This window comes from Psychrobacter sp., from assembly GCF_049295055.1.
Taxonomy (GTDB): domain Bacteria; phylum Pseudomonadota; class Gammaproteobacteria; order Pseudomonadales; family Moraxellaceae; genus Psychrobacter.
The window spans coordinates 1-17236 of record NZ_JBAQQF010000047.1 but is presented as its reverse complement, the minus strand read 5'-3'; the positions used below and the strand labels follow the sequence as shown (position 1 = coordinate 17236).

The window sequence follows — 17236 nt, the reverse complement described above, 5'->3', positions numbered from 1 at the left end:
TCTTTATCTTTAACTGCTAAGCGGTTATTTTTATACTACACACAACTTAATGGCTGTTTTATATATACAGTTAGCAGCTGATTCAGACAAAATTTAAATAATGGCAGTCTTAAGATATGGCGACATCAATATGGTAACTCTGACCGCGACGCAAGATAAATACCTACCTTATGTACTAGCGGTGGCGTTATTTATGCAAATTTTAGATGCTACCATCTTGAACACTTCACTACCACAGATGGCACAAGCACTGGGTGAATCGCCATTAAAAATGCAGTGGGCAGTCATTAGTTACGCCTTAACCTTGGCTATTTTTATTCCCATAAGTGGGTTTTTAGCCGATAAATATGGCACACGACGGGTATTTTTATCAGCTATTATCATCTTTTGTGTTGGCTCGCTATTATGTGCTGCATCAACTGATTTGAATTTCTTAATTGGCTCACGTATCGTACAAGGTATCGGCGGTGCGATGATGACACCCGTTGCACGGTTGATATTGGTCAAATCTTATCCGCGTAATAAGCTCTTAACGGTTATGAACTTTGCCGTGATACCGGCATTGATCGCGCCATTAGTTGGTCCCGTGTTGGGCGGTTATATTGTTCAGTACACCAGTTGGCATTGGATATTTTTAATCAATATCCCCATGGGTATTTTTGGCTTTATTATAGGTAAAAAGCTGGTGCCGGCTTTGTTTGAGGACACCAAACGTCTCGATTGGACGGGGTTTTTGTTGTTTGCCGCCGCCGCGTGTGGTTTTACTCTTGCTGTGGAGTTCGGCTCGCAGACAGGTCGTGGATTTTATGGACTCATGCTTGGGTTGCTGGCAAGTCTATTGATAGGCGCTTATGTTTGGCACGCTAAACGTCGCTCAGCGCCACTATTTCCGTTGAGTTTGTTCAGCATTCGTACCTTTCGCATCGGTATTACCGGTAATTTATTTACACGCTTAGGCATCAGCGCTGTACCATTTTTACTGCCGCTGCTGTTGCAGGTGGTGTTTGAATACTCCCCTTCGCAAGCAGGATGGTTACTTGCGCCCATCGCTGTGGGTGCGATAGGTATTAAGCCTTGGGTTAGCAAGCTTATCCAGCGTTATAGCTATCGCACCGTTCTTGTTTACAATACCTTTTTGATGGGTGCGCTCATTATTGTATTGGCGCAGTTTAGCGATTCGTCACAATGGATGTGGTTTATTCCTATTTTGACTGTCATGGGCGCATGTAATTCTATGCAGTTTAGCGCAATGAATACGATTACTATCGGTGACTTAGAAGGCACGCAAACCAGTAGTGGCAATAGTTTGATGGCAGTTAATCAACAACTGGCTATCAGCTTTGGTATTGCCTTTGGGGCGGCATTACTTAACCTATTACGTGAGCGAATGCAGCTTGATACGTTGGCGGCATTTCAAACTACGTATTGGATACTAGGTATTTTAACTATCTTGTCAGGATTATATTTTTTACGCCTAAAACCTGAGGATGGTCGCGGTTTATATTGATGTATTAATGTATTGCAGAGCGCTATAGTCGATCCACTATTAAATACATACAGCGCTACTGGAATAAATTTTTCGCAGCCTCTGTCTGCGCAAGTAAGCAAGTAAAATTTATCCCAGTAGCGCCTGATAATAGTTGTACTTTTTTATTTAGGACTGACTATATTTCAAATTCGTATCTTCTATCTTAAGCTGACGATATAATAAAACTTGTTAAAAGTCAGACCTAAAAAAGCCAGCGTGTGCTTGGTTAAGACCAAAATACACGCTGGCGAGTTTGGATGATATTAGCGCTAGTCACCGCAATAGTAATAATTTATAACAAAATAACCTAAGGCGTATTATCGTCATCCATTTGAGATTGGATATAGTTTTCAATACCGACATCTTTCATCAAGTCTTCTTGCGTCTCTAACCAGTCCTGATATTCTTCATTACCATCTTTCAATGAGACAATTAGTTGACGTGATACGTAATCCTGCTGAGTCTCACACAAAGTAATCGCATCGGTAATGATGGCGAATTTTTGCTTCTCTAAGCGCAAATTACAGTCAATCATTTCAGGTACATCTTCAGCGATGAACATCTTGCCATAATCCTGCAAGTTTGGTAAACCACCTAGCAATAAAATCCGTGCAATGAGCTCATCAGACCATTTCATTTCCGCAATAGACTGTTTATAAAAACTTTCATTTAGCGACTCTAAGCCCCAGTGTCTAGCAATACGAGCATGCAAAAAATACTGATTGATCGCGATTAATGACTGTCCAAGCACCTTGTTCAGTGCACGAATAACCTCTTTATCCCCTTTCATGACTTCTCTCCTTACTTATTTTTTTAAGCTAACTATTATGGCTATTCATATCTATTATGATATTAAATAAGATTGGGAGACACTTCAGCCATTTGACTTTGTAGGTAATTAGGCAGACCAATCATATCGATTAGACGTAGCTGCTGCTCAAGCCAATGCGCATGATCTTCTTCGGTGTCTTTTAGCTGCTCGACCAACATCTCACGTGTGACATAGTCATGCTCTGCTTCACAGATAGCAATACCGTCTTTAAGATGTTGTTGTACTTCATACTCAAGGTTAAGGTCGAGTTGGAGCATCTCTGGAACCGTACTGCCAATATGAATGTCATTGACTTTCATTTTTGGCGTGCCGCTCAGCATCAATATACGGCGGATAATAACTTGTGCATGCATGGTTTCGTCTTGCATTTCATGGCTGATACGGTCGTATAATTTGCCGTAATGCCATTCTGCGTACATCTCAGAATGAATGAAATACTGATCACGAGCTGCAAGCTCACCGCCTAACAAAAAGTTTAAATAATCAATAACTTTCGGACTACCTATCATCACATATACTCCTGTATTTATCGTTATCTGCAGATTACATTCATAATATTGCATATATAGAAAGTACTATCAGTAAACTAATCGGTAAAGATTAATTCAACAAAAAGTCTTACAAAGACTGATAGATATAGTAGCATACAGACGCGTATCGCTTGTAACGATATGAACTAAGAATAAGATGCGAATTGAGAATCATAACGAACTACTGTTGCTAGTAGCGACAGTGATGAATCATCAGATTCAATATGGATCGATAGAATGAGCAATGAATGCGGGTGTATGAGTGACGTTATATGGACGCTTGCAACCTACCCTTTAGGTATAATAAATTAAAGGTAAGTGCAGAGTATTGCATGTACTGCTGTTGCATCAAGATACTTGGATATAGTTGTTAGGCATAGCTATTAGGTATATTTATTAAGTATAGCTATTGAAGTGATAAAAGATCAGAGTAGCTAACACTTAAACTGCGTAAGCGAGTACATCTAGTTTGGCATGATGTGCATCAAGATAATCGTTGACCATGGGCTCACAGCAGCCGCAGCAAGTCGCCACATCTAGCGTATCTTTTAGACCATCTAACGTATCAATGCCTGAAGCAATGGCGGCTTTGATTTGCTTTTCTTTGATATCATTGCAGATACATACGTACATGTGCGGCTCCTACGTGAATTACTGTCTTGTTATTCGTTATAATAACGATAATTATTACCATTTACAATAGTATTTAAAAGATTCGTCAGTCATATTAGTTATCAGCACCTCGTTATGTTGCCCTTATTTAATTCAGGTAACTGAATATAATCATAAGTGTAACTGTAAAGTATCAAAGGTATTAGAATAACGATGAACTGTAAATTTGGTCATTTTTTAATCGATTTTGTCGGTAACTGCTGTTATATTGTCCCCCTACCAACCACACATATTGGAATTGTTCTATGTCTAATAATAATTCTATGATACAACCACTTGAGTTATTTAAAGTATTATCTGACCCAACGCGCTTAAAGATTTTCCAAATCTTATTCAATAAAGAATCGCGCTGCGTTGGTGAGTTGGTAGAAATACTTGATCAACCACAGCCAACCATATCTCGCCATCTCAATCACTTAAAAAAATTGGGTATTTTAAGCTGCGTTCGTGATGGAACGTGGATGTGGTATGAAGTGGCAGACGACTTACCAGAATGGTGCCAAGAGATTTTAGAGATTACTTACAAGCAGATATCGACCAAAGATATTAATATGCCAAACCCTACTTAACTATGACAGGTACTAAAAAAACCTAAGTTAATTCAACGTATAAAAAAAGACCTAACATTATTAGGTCTTTTTTTATGGATTATTTTAATGTGTTTTTTATATTTAGCTGGCTAGACCAAATCTAAGAAATCACTCACAAAAGCGTTGGCTGGGCGATTTATCAATTCTTCTGAGGTCCCTACTTGCTCGACAATGCCATGGTTCATGACCACAATCTCATCAGATACCGCCCTTGCCTCTTCTTGGTCATGGGTCACCATAATGCTAGTAATACCAAGCTCATGATGAATGTCTTTTAACCAGGTACGCAGCTCTTTACGCACCTTGGCATCAAGTGCGCCAAACGGCTCATCGAGTAAGAGTAGTTTTGGTTTGACGGCTAAGGCACGTGCCAGCGCAATCCGCTGCCGTTGACCACCTGATAATTGATGCGGGTAAGCATTTGCCAATTGTGGCAATTGCACCAATTCTAATAGCTCGGCAACCCGTTTATTAATATCCGCTTTACTTGGGCGCTCATTTTTTGGTAATAAAGTAAGACCAAAGGCGATATTGTCGGCGATATTTTTATGACGGAACAGCGCATAATGCTGAAACATAAAGCCGATATGGCGTTTTTGTACCGGTGTATTGGTCACATCTAATTCATCAAATAATATCTGCCCTGAGTCTGCATACTCAAGACCCGCAATAATCCGCAGCAAAGTGGTTTTACCGCAGCCTGAGGGCCCAAGTAAGGTGGTAAGCTTACCTGTCGGCACGGTGATATTAATATCATTTAGGGCGGTAAAGTTACCAAAGTTCTTATTCACGTGTCTAATTTCGATGCTCATAGCAATATCTCTTATTTTTCTCTTAGTACGGCTTTATCTAATGGTGGCTAATTGTCTTTAGCAACGTCTGTAATGGCTTATTTATCAGAATCTATATCGTTATCAGTACGTTTTTCAACGGTTGCTGTCGCATTAACACTGGCGCTGACGGGCAATTCAGGTGCACTGACCAACCGCTCAGACTTAGCAAACTTACGATCTTGTAGCTTAGTCATCACTTGTTGAACTAGCAAGGTCACCATAGCTAAGGCAGCAAGTAGACTAGATAAGGCAAAAGCGGCGGTAAAGTTATAATCGTTATAGGCAATCTCGACCAATAGTGGCATGGTATTGGTTTCGCCGCGAATATGACCAGAGACGACACTGACGGCGCCAAACTCACCCATCGCCCGTGCATTGGTCAAAATCAAACCATATAGCAATGCCCATTTAATATTAGGTAAAGTAATATGCCAAAACGTTTGCCAACCACTAGCGCCTAGTGTCAATGCCGCTTGCTCCTCAGAGTCACCTTGAGTTTGCATTAAAGGTATCAACTCACGGGCAACAAAGGGAAAGGTCACAAACAAAGTGGCTAAAATAATACCAGGAACTGCAAAAATAATCTGGATGCCCATACTTTCAAGCCAGCCACCGATAGGCGAGTTCAGACCGAATAACAGGATAAACATCAAACCTGCAACCACCGGCGATACCGAAAACGGTAAATCAAGTAAGGTGGTGACCAACTGCTTACCTTTAAATTGATAACGAGTCACCAGCCAAGCAATGGCGATGCCCATCACCATATTAATTGGTACCACAATAGCAGCGGTAATGAGAGTCAGCTTAATGGCTTGTAGCGCTTCAGGCTCAATAAGAGAAGCAATATACAATTCCCAGCCATTTTTAAGGGCTTCATAGAATACGGCAAGTAGCGGAAAAACCAACATAATAATCATAAATAAGACGGCAATAGTAATAAAGATGCGTCTAATCCATGGCTTATCGCGGGTTGCAGGGTTGCTTTGATAGTCGTAGCTATTGGCTATTTGCATCTTAGCGAGCTCCTACGCGGCGTGACAGTTTCCACTGCACTATATTAATCGTTAGTAAAATCACAAAAGAAATCATCAGCATAAATAACGCTACTGCGGAGGCGCCTTGAATATCAAATTGCTCAAGTTTACTGATAATAATAATAGGTAAAATCTCAGATTCCATGGGTATGTTACCCGCGATAAAAATAACGGAACCATACTCGCCAGTAGCACGGGCAAACATCATGCCAGCGCCCATCAACAACGCTGGCAATAGCTCGGGTAAAATGACTTTACGAAAGGTGGTGAATCGATTGGCTCCTAGTACCGCAGCAGCCTCTTCAAATTCAACCGATAACTCTGCTAATACTGGCTGCACTGCGCGCACAATAAATGGAAAACTGACGACCACTAACGCGAGCCAAATTCCTATGGGTGTAAACGCTACTTGAATGCCAATTTTCTCAAACCACTGCCCGATCAAACCATTAGGGGCATAAAGGGTCGCCAGTGAGATGCCAGTCACCGCGGTCGGCAGCGCAAATGGTAAATCAACCAAGGCATTAATCAAAGATTTGCCCCAAAACTCATAACGCACCAACACCCATGCGACCAAGGTACCAAACACCATATTGGTCAACATCGCTAAGAACGACATCCATAACGTCAATTTGATGGCGGCTGCAACCTGAGGTTGACTGATGGTTGTCCAAAATCCTGTCCAGCCCATTTGGGTTGTGGTATAAGCCATCATTGCAAACGGCAAGACCACCAACAACGATAAGCTAAAGACGGTGATACCCATACTCAGCCCAAAACCTGGTAGCACATTACGTTGGCGCAAGCGTGTCAGCCAGCCCTTTTTGTGACTAGGTTTATTGGCAGAAGTGGTTGTTACACTCATAATAATGTCCTATTGCCTATCTAATGGTGCTTATCGTTAAGACCATTTATCTCAAGTTTGTTATTAGTATGCTTATGGTATAAAGGACATAGCGCGAGTCGCCATGTCCTTTATATTGTGTGCTCTATTATCGAATGATAAGGTTGATTGTCTTTCTAAGTTAAAGGTAGCGCTAAGCTCAGCGCATTTTAAAAGCTAATTTTTTAAGAGTTATTTTGGCGCGTTAACGGCTAACTGATCGAACACACCGCCATCACTGAAGAAGTTACCCATGATGTCATCCCATGTGCCAAAGGTATCATTCGGACGGAAAGTCTCAATTGGTGGTAATTTATCACCGTTTTTATCAAGAACGCTCTTCACGCTTGGACGTAAGTATAAATCAGCGGCCAATTGTTGAGCAGGCTCGCTCCAGAGATAGTCAAGGTAAGCTTTTGCAGCAGCAGTTGTGCCTTTTTTGTCGGTCACGGTCTTTACAATAGCAACCGGGCTTTCAGACTTGATAGAGTATTTAGGATAAACGATATCGACTTTACCAGCGCCAAAATCAGTTGCTGCAAGATTGGCTTCATTCTCAAAAGTTACTAGCACGTCACCGATACCGCGTTGGACAAAGGTCGTCGTTGCGGCGCGCCCACCACTCTCATAAACTTTGACGTTTTTAAGGACGTCTTTTACGTAGCTTTTGGTTTTGGCTTCATCTTTATTAAAAGCATTTAAACCATAGCCATAAGCGCCTAAGAAAGCATAACGACCATTACCGGTCACTTTTGGGTTGGCCATGACAATCTCAACACCATCTTTGGTCAAATCTGCCCAGTCTGTGATGCCTTTTGGATTGTCTTTACGTACTAAGAAAACAATAGTGCTGGTAAAAGGTACGGCATTATCGGGGAATTTGCTTTCCCAATCTGCTTCAACCAAGCCTTTTTTCTCAAGTAGCTCAATATCTGAGCCTTGGTTCATGGTCGCCACGTCTGCTTGTAAGCCATTGGCAACAGACAATGCTTGCTTACTTGAGCCGCCATGCGACTGATTAACGCTGATATTACTGTTTGGGTTTTCAGCTTTATAATGTTCAATAAATAGTGGGTTGTAGCCTTTGTAAAAATCGCGTGCTACATCGTAAGAGACGTTTAATAGCTCAATATTTTCAGCGGCAGCAGCTGGTGCGTCATCAGTTTTGGCAGTTGGCTCAGTCTTTTCGCTATTGCTACAGCCTGTCATACCCAAAGTAAGCGCCACACCGGCGATACTTAGGACGCTAATCGTTTTATTTTTATAACCTGCTGTATATGATGTCATGGCTGCCTCAAAGGAGATAAGTTAAGTAATGCAAGTATGCTAACAGCGCAAGCTTATTATGTTTAATGACGAATATGCGTATGTTATTGCCAAAACGGAATAAAGGATATAGAAATACAGGCTTATCAAATACTTAATGTAACGAGCGCTTGATAAGCCTTATATTTTTATAAGCATATGACCGATTGCTTCCATCATTCGCTAATAATCATCAGTCACCAATAGTCAATCGCAAGTAAGACAGTAATTAATCATCCTAATTTATTGCTTAATTGCCAACTGATCAAAACGACTACCATCAACAAAGAATGTCTCCATAATTTGCGTCCAAGGACCAAATACCGCTACTGGCTCAAATGTCTCAATATCAGGCAAGGTATCTTTATGGGCAGCAAGCACTTGCTCATTACTAGGACGCATATACATCTGTGCCATCAGCTCCTGTGCAGGCGTGTCCCATAAGCCTTTTAGATAGATGTTTGCCGCAGCGGTCTTACCTGCTTTATCCGTTACTCCGGTCACTACCGCAACAGGATTAGCAATCAATACTGAATAGCTTGGATAAACAATATCGACTTTTCCTTTGGCAAATTGCTTGACAGCCAGATGTGCTTCGTTTTCGGTCGTAATGAGCACATCGCCTAGACCACGCTGGGTAAAGCTAGTCGTTGCGGCACGTGCACCATTATCATAAGTGACGACGTTTGCCAGTAGCTTTTTGATAAAATTATCTGTTTTGGTAGAAGCATTAACATTTTCTTTAAAATGATGCAGACCATAGCCATAGGCGCCTAAAAAAGCATAACGCGCGGTGCCACTGGTTTTTGGGTTAGGTATAACGACACCGATGTCACTACGTGCCAAATCTTGCCAGTCTTTAATACCTTTTGGATTGCCACTGCGTACCAATAGCACCATGGTACTGGTATAAGGGACAGCCTTATTTGGTAATGCTTGTTGCCAATCAGCAGCGACTAAGCCTTTTTCGACCAACAGATTCATATCACTTTCTTGGTTAAAGGTCACCACATCCGCTTGTAGACCGTTAGCGACCGATAGCGCTTGTTTGCTTGAGCCACCATGTGATTGATTGATGCTGACTTTGCTATCGGGATGCTGTTTTTGATAACCTTTAGCAAACAAGGTATTGTAGTCCTTATAAAAATCACGTGATACATCATAAGAGACGTTTAGTATCTCGATATCTTGTGACGGTGCGGATGATTTTTGTGCATCGGGCTGCGTCTCACTTTGAGTGGCTTCCGTAGGACTACAACCGCTCATAAATGCTGCCATACTCAGTACGCCACCCATTATCAAGCTGCGCGATGCTTTGTTTTGGATGATTTGCATGCTCTGATTATCAGTTGCTGAGATATGACGCAAAGAGTTGTTTTTAATGGGGTTGGTCGTTTGCATAGACGCTCTCAATAATGTCATGCTGCTATTGGTTGACCTTATTTGCAGAATCGATTAATAAGGGTAACAAAGGCAGTGGTTGTTAGAATTTTGGTAGATGAATTGGTTTTTTTGTTGATGAGAGATATGCTAGCAGCATAGAAGTAAAATGCTTAGTGACGAATACGCTTATCAAGTGTTTAACTTGGCATAAGCACTGTTATTAGTTATTCTACAATGGGATTTTTTATTGGCTATTTTTACGATTTAGAGATAAGCCGTCGCTTTTGCGTCACTTGTGCGTAAGTTATGGTGTTTCTTATGCAGTAGACGAAAATTTAAATAAGCGCTATCATCGCCTGCATTTTAAGCCCGACCTATATCTAGCGGCATAAAACCGTCTGATTCCATTAATAGCGATACATTTAATTAGCAGTGGCTAACATGGTTGTTAGAGCCATTCTCTGCGACTGATTCACTCAAACAAGGCATCTCAATGATTACCTCTTTCTCTCGTTACTCGCGTTTTTTTTCAGCCCTATCTTTGACGAGCGCAGCGCTGCTTGCTTTAAGTGGCTGTAATAACACCACCAAAGCCAATGTGGACAATCACAGCACCATGCAACCTAACGCCATGCTTTCTACCGCTACGACTTCGCCTGCAGTACAAGTTATTGTTGGAGATTACGCTTCTGAGGATTATGCCAAGCGTGCGCAAGGCTATGATTGGGTAGGTGTGATGATACGATCGGAAGGGAATGAGCAGATTGAGATCAAGGTACGAGCGCGTAGTGATATAAAAAAACCGACGTGCCAATTTGATGGAACAGCGACTTTTATGGGGCAAGATGACGCGCACGGTGTCATTTTCCAAAGTAAGGTTAATGCCAGCACCGCCTTTTTTCAATTTAAAGACGATATGCTGACCATTGATAGCCAAGATAAATACGCATTGAATTATTTTTGTTCGGGTGGTGCTACCTTGGTCGGAAACTATGAGAAGCTTGAGGACGATTTAGAGCTGAATTAGAATCTAATGAAGTAATACTCAGCTTTAGGTAATACACGGCTTTAGACAATAAAAAAGGTGTCAGATTTATCGTCTGACACCTTTTTTATTGATTTTATTTTAATGATTTATAGTAACTATACAGCTGATGCGCCAGTGAGTTTGATTTCCGCACGTTCCTCACGAGCGATACCGGCATAATAATCACGCAAAATCTGCAACACTTCTGGACGGCTAAAGTTCTCAGGTACCTCTTCGTCTTCTGATAGTGCTTTACGTAGCTTAGTACCTGATACTTTCACATGCTCAGACGCTTCATGTGGGCAGGTCTTGTCTGACGCCATCGCATTACAAGCATTACACCAAAACGTCCAGCCAATTTTTAGCGGCTGGGTAATCAGATCATCTTTACCGACATAATCAAAGATAGTTTGCGCATCAAAAGCGCCATAATAATCACCAACGCCTGCATGATCGCGACCAACAATCAGATGGCTACAGCCGTAGTTTTGACGGAATACCGCATGCAGCAATGCTTCACGTGGTCCGGCATAACGCATATCTAGCGGATAACCGGCTTGAATAACGGTATCTTGTCTAAAGTAATTATCAATCAAGGTTTTAATGGCTTCTTGGCGGACGTCTGCTGGGATATCACCTGGTTTTAGTGCGCCTAATAACGAATGTATCAGCACGCCATCACATATCTCGATCGCAATCTTGGCAAGATATTCATGTGAGCGATGCATTGGGTTACGAGTTTGGAATGCCGCAACCGTTTGCCAGCCTTTATTGTCCAAAATCTCGCGGGTTTCAGCAGGGGTTTTATAAATCTCAGGATATAGCGTTGGGAACTCACCTTCACTTAATACTTCAACGCTACCAGCAATATTAACGTCGCCTTGCTCTAATACTTGCTGAACGCCCGGATGCTCAGGGTCAGTGGTGGTAAAGACTTGCTGGCACTCATGCGCTTTATCGATAGTATAAGTTTCTTCTACCGTCAAAATACCCATAATCTCGCCATCTTGCGCCACCAACGCTACTTTATCGCCTTGGTTTAGGCTATCGGCAGTCGCTTTTGGCGCTGACAAAGTAATAGGAATCGGCCAAAATAAGCCCGCATTATCACCACTTTGCAGACGCATGTTATCAACTACGCCCTGCCAATTCGCTTGATTCATAAAACCATTTAACGGTGTAAAACCACCAATGCCAAACATAATCAAATCGCCGCGCTCACGCGAGCTTAGGGTAATAGTTGGCAAATTGTTGGCAAGCTTTAATGCTTGTTTAAGAGCATCGCCATTTAATAGCAACGGCTTAAGCTCAGCACTACCATGTGGCGGAACGAGTTTTGATGGTGATTGATTAGCATTGATAGATGTCATGGTGATTTTACAACCTTAAGAAATGGTGAGAAAAAAGAATTGAATTGAAAGTAACTTGTTTGAAAGGTGTTGCGATGAATAAGGTGTTAACTGCTGTAAATTAATATTAAAAGCAGATATAAATTTTGATAAGCATAGGCTACCGAATTTTCGTTATGAAAATTTATGCTGTGTTTGGATATAGATATGACTTAAAGGAATTTATGTTTAAAAGATTAAACTTATATGATGTGAAGCTGAATTATTTATCTTGCGATTGGCAATAAAATCGAGTACACACGCAAATCATTTTCGTCGCTGCTTTTACGTTTAAAACAAAATTGAGATTACGTCATGTATCAATATAATTACGCTGACCAAACCTTGGTAGAAGAACGAGTCGCCCAGTTTCGTGACCAAACCGAGCGTTTCTTAGCAGGCGAGTTGCCAGAAGATCAATTTTTGCCGCTGCGTTTGCAGAACGGGCTTTATATACAGCGTTATGCACCCATGCTGCGTATCGCTGTGCCCTATGGCTTACTGGCGACCTATCAATTACGTAAGTTGGCCGAGATTACGCGTAAATACGACAAAGGTTATGGACACTTTACTACCCGTACCAATATGCAGCTGAACTGGCCAAAACTTGAAGAAGTGCCAGATATTTTGGCGGAGTTGGCGTCAGTGCAGATGCATTCAATCCAAACGTCGGGCAACTGTATTCGTAATACCACCACTGACCCTTATGCCGGTATCCATAAAGAAGAGATTGCCGATCCACGTCCTTATTGCGAGATTATTCGCCAGTGGTCAACCTTTCATCCTGAGTTTGCGTTTTTACCGCGTAAATTTAAGATTGCCGTTATCGGTACTGCTAATGACCGTGCAGCGACGCAAGTTCATGATATTGGATTGCATTTAAAAACCAATGACGCCGGTGAGCTTGGCTTTGAGGTGATTGTTGGTGGTGGGCTTGGACGCACACCAGTGATTGGAAAAACCATTAACAAATTCTTACCACGCCAGCATTTGCTCAGCTATTTGGATGCAATTCTGCGCGTTTATAACCTGCATGGTCGCCGTGACAATAAGTTTAAGGCGCGTATCAAAATCTTGGTTGAGAGCATGGGCGGTCCGGCCTTTGCTAAATTGGTCGATGCTGAATGGGAAGCGCATACTAAAGATGGTGCCTTGACTTTAACCGATGCAAACTTTGACAAAGCCAGTAGCTTTTTCACCGAGCCTGATTACCTTACCTTTGATGCCTTACAAGTTCAGTCAGAGCTACAACAAACGCTTGATAGTAATCAAGACTTTGCCAATTGGTATCAGCAAAATACCGTCGCCCATAAAATCGCTGGTTATCGTGCAGTCGTGATTTCGTTGAAAGCGGGTTTGGTTAATGGCAGCTACGTACCTTCAGGTGATATCAGTGAGTCGCAAATGGATGCCCTCGCCGACCTTGCCGATAAACATAGCTTTGGCGAATTGCGCGGCACTTATCAGCAGAATTTAGTTTTCGCTGATGTACAAACCAATCAGTTATACGAGCTATGGCAACAGCTAGCAGAGCTACATCTAGCACGTCCCAATATCAACACCTTAACCGACATGATTGTCTGCCCAGGCTGGGACTTTTGCTCGCTTGCCAATGCCACCACGCACAATATCGCTGAGCAAATCGAAAAGCAGTTTGATGATCTCGACTACCTTTATGACTTAGGTGAGATTCGCCTCAATATGTCTGGCTGCATGAATGCCTGTGCGCACCATCATACGGGTGATATCGGTATCCTTGGTGTCGATAAAAAAGGCGAATACTGGTACCAAATCAGCCTTGGTGGCAACTCTAGTAATAACGCCAAACTCGGTAAGATACTAGGTAAAGCGGTGCCATCTGACGACGTGGCGACGACAATACAAAAGATAATCGATGTCTATCTGGAGCAACGTGTGAGTAATGAGCATGACGTCGAAGGCTTTGGTGATTTAGTCGACCGTGTTGGCCTTGCACCCTTTAAGGAGAAGGTCTATGGGTAATCATCATCTTTTCAATAGTGATGGTATTGATATCAGTCAAAACGATCACTGGTTGGCGCTTAGCACCAATGAGCTGCCTGATAGTATTGCTCTAACTCACATCTCCTTACTTGAGTTATTGCAAAAGCAAGAAAAGCTCAAGGTGCTCTTGCCGCTTAGCGATTTATTAGATACTAAAGGCAATATCGCTGGTGGACTAGTACAACAAGTACGTGAATTGCTATCCGAACATGCCAGCCGTTTTGGTGTTTGGGTGACATCGGACAGCGATACGGAAGTACTGACGCGTATACCAGAGTTTTTATTACAGCAAGATTTGATTGTGATTCATGTGCCAGCTTTCACTGATGGGCGCGGCTTTAGCTTTGCCCAGACCCTACGCCAAATCGGTTACGAGGGTGAGATTCGTATGGCTGGCAAGTTTGGTCGTGATCAAATCGCTTACCTTTTACGTGCGGGTGCAGACAGTTTTGTGATTAGTGAGCATGACCTGCAATCTATCTCTGACATCAGTCAAGCATTTAACGCGCTTGCCAGCAGTTACGACGGCCGCAACGCTGCCGACTTGCCGATGTTTGCCGGCGCTTAATTTATCATTAAATATTCAATTCACTATTAATCACCTAGCTATTTAATTATTAACCACCATTAAGGAACGCACCATGAGCCAATTACACCCAAATCTAAATATCGATCAAGCCAACCAAGACTTGCAAGGTAAGTCGCCTGAGCAAATCGTCGAATGGGCATTGAGCCAAGCGAAAAATCCCATTATCACTACTAACTTCCGCCCTTATGAATCCGCTATTTTGCATTTAGTTGCTAAGCAGCGCCCAGATATCACCGTATTATGGGTAGACTCAGGCTATAACACCGATGCCACTTATCGTTTTGCTAATAAAGTGATCAAAGACTTAGATCTTAACGTCATCACTTATATCCCTAAGCAAACCGCTGCGCATCGTGACGTAACGATGAATGGTATCCCTGGTGTCGATGATGCACAACATGACGAGTTCACCGATCAAGTAAAACTTGAGCCATTCCGCCGTGCACTGGACGAGCTAAAGCCTGATGTGTGGTTCAACGCTATTCGTAAAGATCAAACTGAATTCCGTCAAGGGCTTGATTTCTTGAGCTTATCAAAAGATGGCGTCTTAAAAGTCGCGCCATTATTTGAGAAAAATGATGCTGATTTAGATGTTTATCTTGAAGAGCATAGCCTACCAAACGAGTTTGACTACTTTGATCCAACGAAGGTAGAAGAGCATCGTGAGTGTGGATTGCATACGCAGCTTTAAGCTTTATTCTTAACCTGTGAAATTAAAAAGCCCTCTCAATTTGAAAGGGCTTTTTTTTGTTTATAACGATCTACTCTAATCGTTTGCCTTGTCTATCAATATAAAACCATTCACCATCTTTTTGCACATAAGCGGTTCCGTCACTAAATGGATAGAGGAATGGAATATCGTCATATATTAGAGGGATTACAATATCTCCTTTCGTATCAATAAATCCGTCTTTGCTATAGTTGTTCTCACAAATATTATGAACAAGCGCGAGTCCATTGATGAAGGGGTAAACTACTGCATGATTTAGTTGTTTAATGACTTGATTCGACCTATTAATGATCATAAATTTATTATCTTTTTTAACAACCGCCAAATCCCCTGAGAACCAAGTGACACTTTGGTATTCGATAGGGATAACGATATTATTCAACCTACTAATAAAACCAAATTTTCCGTTTTTTTCAACAGCAGCTAAGCTTTCTGTGAATGAGATAGTAGAATCATATTCATAAGGAATAACTAATTTATTATTAATATCTATGTATCCATATTTACCATCTTTCTCAACTGCCGATAAACCTTCTTGAAAACCTATCAAGTCATCATAAGTTATAGGAATAACGATCTGCCCTTTTTTATCAATAACTCCTCGTTTATCATCTTTAACAACGACAGCTAAACCATCGTCAAATGGGTAAGCAATATCGTATATAAAAGGTATAACCACCTCACCCGCTGTATCTATATATCCTGACTTTTCATTTTTGTCTACGCTTGCCAAACCTTCAACAAAAGCTCCCGATAAATCATACTCTGGATTAATTTTTACTTGACCTCGTTGGTTCACGAAACCATATTTGCCATTTTTGATAATAGGAGCTAATCCTTCATCAAATGAGCAGTACTCGGCAAACTCTACACCTACTGGTAATTCATAACCTGAAGCTAAAGCGCAACCTGAATTGGCTAGTGCTTGATTGCTCAATGAGAATACAAGCGCTAAAGCACTAATAAGACCTAATTTTTTATTGTTAAAAAATATCATCATTCGTGTCTCTGACTATTAAAATGACCGATTTGAGACTAACATTAACGACCGAGCATCCAACCCCCATCCATGAATACATTGGAGCCGTGCATATACAGTCCAATGCTATTTTCTAGATTATGGTTAACACTGTCATATTCAAAAGGAGCTATTACTTCGTTTTTGATATTAATAACACCATACTTCCTGTCCCTTTTAACGACCATCAAGCCCAGTCTTTCTATTCCAAAGGAATAATGATCTTATTATTTTTATTAATAGCCCCGTATTTACCCCCTTTCTTAACTTTTGCAAGACCATTAGTAAAGCTGCCTACCTCATCATATTCAATGGGAATAACCAATTTTCCCCTTTTACTGACAAAGCCATATTTATCCTCTAAACCTACGGATCCTAATCCCTCGCTAAAGTAGCCTACATCGTCATATATGATGTCAGTAATCAGCGCACCTTTATCACTGATAAAGCCATATTTATTATTATTTTTTACAGAGAAAACCTCATGATTAAATAAGTTTTCAAAACCGTCATAAAGTATCGGAATCACTATACTATTTTGCTCGTCGATATAACCAAACTTACCATTTTGTCCTACAAGTGCTCTTTTTCTGCGAAACAGTTCAATAGACTCATACTCCAATGGAATCTCAATATTACCTTGCCTATCTATAAGACCTTGTTTATTATCTTTTTTCACTACTATTAACGGTTGAATATCTTTGCTGTAACAATAATCGTCAACAAATTCAATCTCCTTAGGTATAGTCAGTTCAAAATAAAACTGTTATGGCCAGGACAAATATCATAAAATAATTTAGATAAGTCGTTTTCCATCCAGCCTTGGCGTAGAAACTTCACCTGAGCCCATTTTTTCTCGATAGGGTTCA

Annotated in this window: 17 protein-coding genes; 6 read left to right on the top strand and 11 right to left on the bottom strand. The window is 41.3% G+C overall.

Going from position 1 to position 17236, the window contains the following annotated elements; all coding sequences use genetic code 11:
- The first annotated feature begins 130 nt into the window (after nucleotides 1–130).
- On the top strand, nucleotides 131–1507 hold the full coding sequence (locus WAZ74_RS06400) for a DHA2 family efflux MFS transporter permease subunit (protein WP_422306989.1): 1377 nt from the start codon (nucleotides 131–133) through the stop codon (nucleotides 1505–1507).
- Nucleotides 1508–1835: 328 nt separating this feature from the next.
- Here the strand turns inward: WAZ74_RS06400 and bfr (WAZ74_RS06395) are convergent, their stop codons facing one another.
- From bfr (WAZ74_RS06395) to WAZ74_RS06385, 3 genes are all read right to left on the bottom strand, one after another.
- The gene (bfr, locus tag WAZ74_RS06395; protein ID WP_422306987.1) at nucleotides 1836–2318 is read right to left on the bottom strand and encodes a bacterioferritin; all 483 of its coding nucleotides are present in this window, start codon (nucleotides 2316–2318) and stop codon (nucleotides 1836–1838) included.
- 62 nt (nucleotides 2319–2380) lie between these two features.
- Complete coding sequence (bfr, locus tag WAZ74_RS06390; RefSeq protein WP_422306984.1) at nucleotides 2381–2869, bottom strand: bacterioferritin; 489 nt, start codon at nucleotides 2867–2869, stop codon at nucleotides 2381–2383.
- A gap of 462 nt (nucleotides 2870–3331) precedes the next feature.
- The gene (locus WAZ74_RS06385) at nucleotides 3332–3523 is read right to left on the bottom strand and encodes a (2Fe-2S)-binding protein (RefSeq protein ID WP_422306982.1); all 192 of its coding nucleotides are present in this window, start codon (nucleotides 3521–3523) and stop codon (nucleotides 3332–3334) included.
- 284 nt (nucleotides 3524–3807) lie between these two features.
- Between WAZ74_RS06385 and WAZ74_RS06380 the strand changes: the two genes are divergently transcribed.
- Complete coding sequence (locus tag WAZ74_RS06380) at nucleotides 3808–4131, top strand: ArsR/SmtB family transcription factor (RefSeq protein WP_422306980.1); 324 nt, start codon at nucleotides 3808–3810, stop codon at nucleotides 4129–4131.
- A 110-nt stretch (nucleotides 4132–4241) separates the two neighbouring features.
- Here WAZ74_RS06380 and WAZ74_RS06375 read toward each other — a convergent pair whose 3' ends face one another.
- The 5 genes from WAZ74_RS06375 to WAZ74_RS06355 form a co-directional block, all read right to left on the bottom strand.
- Complete coding sequence (locus WAZ74_RS06375) at nucleotides 4242–4964, bottom strand: sulfate/molybdate ABC transporter ATP-binding protein (protein ID WP_422306978.1); 723 nt, start codon at nucleotides 4962–4964, stop codon at nucleotides 4242–4244.
- A 77-nt stretch (nucleotides 4965–5041) separates the two neighbouring features.
- Nucleotides 5042–6001, bottom strand: coding sequence for a sulfate ABC transporter permease subunit CysW (cysW, locus tag WAZ74_RS06370; RefSeq protein WP_422306976.1), 960 nt, complete (start codon nucleotides 5999–6001; stop codon nucleotides 5042–5044).
- A gap of 1 nt (nucleotide 6002) precedes the next feature.
- A complete protein-coding gene (cysT, locus tag WAZ74_RS06365; RefSeq protein WP_422306974.1) occupies nucleotides 6003–6887 on the bottom strand; it encodes a sulfate ABC transporter permease subunit CysT in 885 nt (294 codons plus the stop codon).
- Between the two features lie 210 nt (nucleotides 6888–7097).
- Nucleotides 7098–8192, bottom strand: coding sequence for a sulfate ABC transporter substrate-binding protein (locus WAZ74_RS06360; protein WP_422306972.1), 1095 nt, complete (start codon nucleotides 8190–8192; stop codon nucleotides 7098–7100).
- Between the two features lie 261 nt (nucleotides 8193–8453).
- Nucleotides 8454–9611, bottom strand: coding sequence for a sulfate ABC transporter substrate-binding protein (locus WAZ74_RS06355; protein WP_422306970.1), 1158 nt, complete (start codon nucleotides 9609–9611; stop codon nucleotides 8454–8456).
- A gap of 427 nt (nucleotides 9612–10038) precedes the next feature.
- Here WAZ74_RS06355 and WAZ74_RS06350 point away from each other — a divergent pair, with 427 nt between their 5' ends.
- Nucleotides 10039–10620, top strand: a complete 582-nt coding sequence (locus WAZ74_RS06350; RefSeq protein WP_422306968.1) for a hypothetical protein — start codon at nucleotides 10039–10041, stop codon at nucleotides 10618–10620.
- A 116-nt stretch (nucleotides 10621–10736) separates the two neighbouring features.
- Here the strand turns inward: WAZ74_RS06350 and sat are convergent, their stop codons facing one another.
- Nucleotides 10737–11990, bottom strand: coding sequence for a sulfate adenylyltransferase (gene sat, locus WAZ74_RS06345; protein ID WP_422306966.1), 1254 nt, complete (start codon nucleotides 11988–11990; stop codon nucleotides 10737–10739).
- Between the two features lie 333 nt (nucleotides 11991–12323).
- On the opposite strand from sat, the gene WAZ74_RS06340 reads away from it, so the two are divergent.
- The 3 genes from WAZ74_RS06340 to WAZ74_RS06330 all read left to right on the top strand — a co-directional run bounded on the left by WAZ74_RS06340 (nucleotide 12324) and on the right by WAZ74_RS06330 (nucleotide 15310).
- Nucleotides 12324–14009, top strand: a complete 1686-nt coding sequence (locus tag WAZ74_RS06340; protein WP_422306964.1) for a nitrite/sulfite reductase — start codon at nucleotides 12324–12326, stop codon at nucleotides 14007–14009.
- Nucleotides 14002–14598 carry a DUF934 domain-containing protein gene (locus WAZ74_RS06335; RefSeq protein WP_422306962.1) on the top strand — a complete coding sequence of 199 codons (597 nt, stop codon included), beginning with the start codon at nucleotides 14002–14004 and terminating at the stop codon, nucleotides 14596–14598. Before WAZ74_RS06340 ends, WAZ74_RS06335 begins: the two co-directional genes overlap by 8 nt.
- 73 nt (nucleotides 14599–14671) lie before the next feature.
- Nucleotides 14672–15310 (top strand): phosphoadenosine phosphosulfate reductase family protein, encoded by a 639-nt coding sequence (locus tag WAZ74_RS06330; protein WP_422306960.1) that lies wholly within the window; start codon nucleotides 14672–14674, stop codon nucleotides 15308–15310.
- A gap of 70 nt (nucleotides 15311–15380) precedes the next feature.
- Here WAZ74_RS06330 and WAZ74_RS06325 read toward each other — a convergent pair whose 3' ends face one another.
- Entirely contained in the window at nucleotides 15381–16349 is a 969-nt protein-coding gene (locus WAZ74_RS06325) for a WG repeat-containing protein (RefSeq protein ID WP_422306958.1), read from the bottom strand.
- A gap of 220 nt (nucleotides 16350–16569) precedes the next feature.
- Nucleotides 16570–17046, bottom strand: coding sequence for a WG repeat-containing protein (locus tag WAZ74_RS06320; RefSeq protein WP_422306956.1), 477 nt, complete (start codon nucleotides 17044–17046; stop codon nucleotides 16570–16572).
- Between the last annotated feature and the right edge of the window lie 190 nt (nucleotides 17047–17236).

Bases quoted from the DNA above. Each gene is read 5' to 3' on its own strand.
- WAZ74_RS06400 (WP_422306989.1), top strand. From the start codon at position 131: ATGGTAACTCTGACCGCGACGCAAGATAAATACCTACCTTATGTACTA.
- bfr (WP_422306987.1), bottom strand. From the start codon at position 2,318: ATGAAAGGGGATAAAGAGGTTATTCGTGCACTGAACAAGGTGCTTGGA.
- bfr (WP_422306984.1), bottom strand. From the start codon at position 2,869: ATGATAGGTAGTCCGAAAGTTATTGATTATTTAAACTTTTTGTTAGGC.
- WAZ74_RS06385 (WP_422306982.1), bottom strand. From the start codon at position 3,523: ATGTACGTATGTATCTGCAATGATATCAAAGAAAAGCAAATCAAAGCC.
- WAZ74_RS06380 (WP_422306980.1), top strand. From the start codon at position 3,808: ATGTCTAATAATAATTCTATGATACAACCACTTGAGTTATTTAAAGTA.
- WAZ74_RS06375 (WP_422306978.1), bottom strand. From the start codon at position 4,964: ATGAGCATCGAAATTAGACACGTGAATAAGAACTTTGGTAACTTTACC.
- cysW (WP_422306976.1), bottom strand. From the start codon at position 6,001: ATGCAAATAGCCAATAGCTACGACTATCAAAGCAACCCTGCAACCCGC.
- cysT (WP_422306974.1), bottom strand. From the start codon at position 6,887: ATGAGTGTAACAACCACTTCTGCCAATAAACCTAGTCACAAAAAGGGC.
- WAZ74_RS06360 (WP_422306972.1), bottom strand. From the start codon at position 8,192: ATGACATCATATACAGCAGGTTATAAAAATAAAACGATTAGCGTCCTA.
- WAZ74_RS06355 (WP_422306970.1), bottom strand. From the start codon at position 9,611: ATGCAAACGACCAACCCCATTAAAAACAACTCTTTGCGTCATATCTCA.
- sat (WP_422306966.1), bottom strand. From the start codon at position 11,990: ATGACATCTATCAATGCTAATCAATCACCATCAAAACTCGTTCCGCCA.
- WAZ74_RS06340 (WP_422306964.1), top strand. From the start codon at position 12,324: ATGTATCAATATAATTACGCTGACCAAACCTTGGTAGAAGAACGAGTC.
- WAZ74_RS06335 (WP_422306962.1), top strand. From the start codon at position 14,002: ATGGGTAATCATCATCTTTTCAATAGTGATGGTATTGATATCAGTCAA.
- WAZ74_RS06330 (WP_422306960.1), top strand. From the start codon at position 14,672: ATGAGCCAATTACACCCAAATCTAAATATCGATCAAGCCAACCAAGAC.
- WAZ74_RS06325 (WP_422306958.1), bottom strand. From the start codon at position 16,349: ATGATGATATTTTTTAACAATAAAAAATTAGGTCTTATTAGTGCTTTA.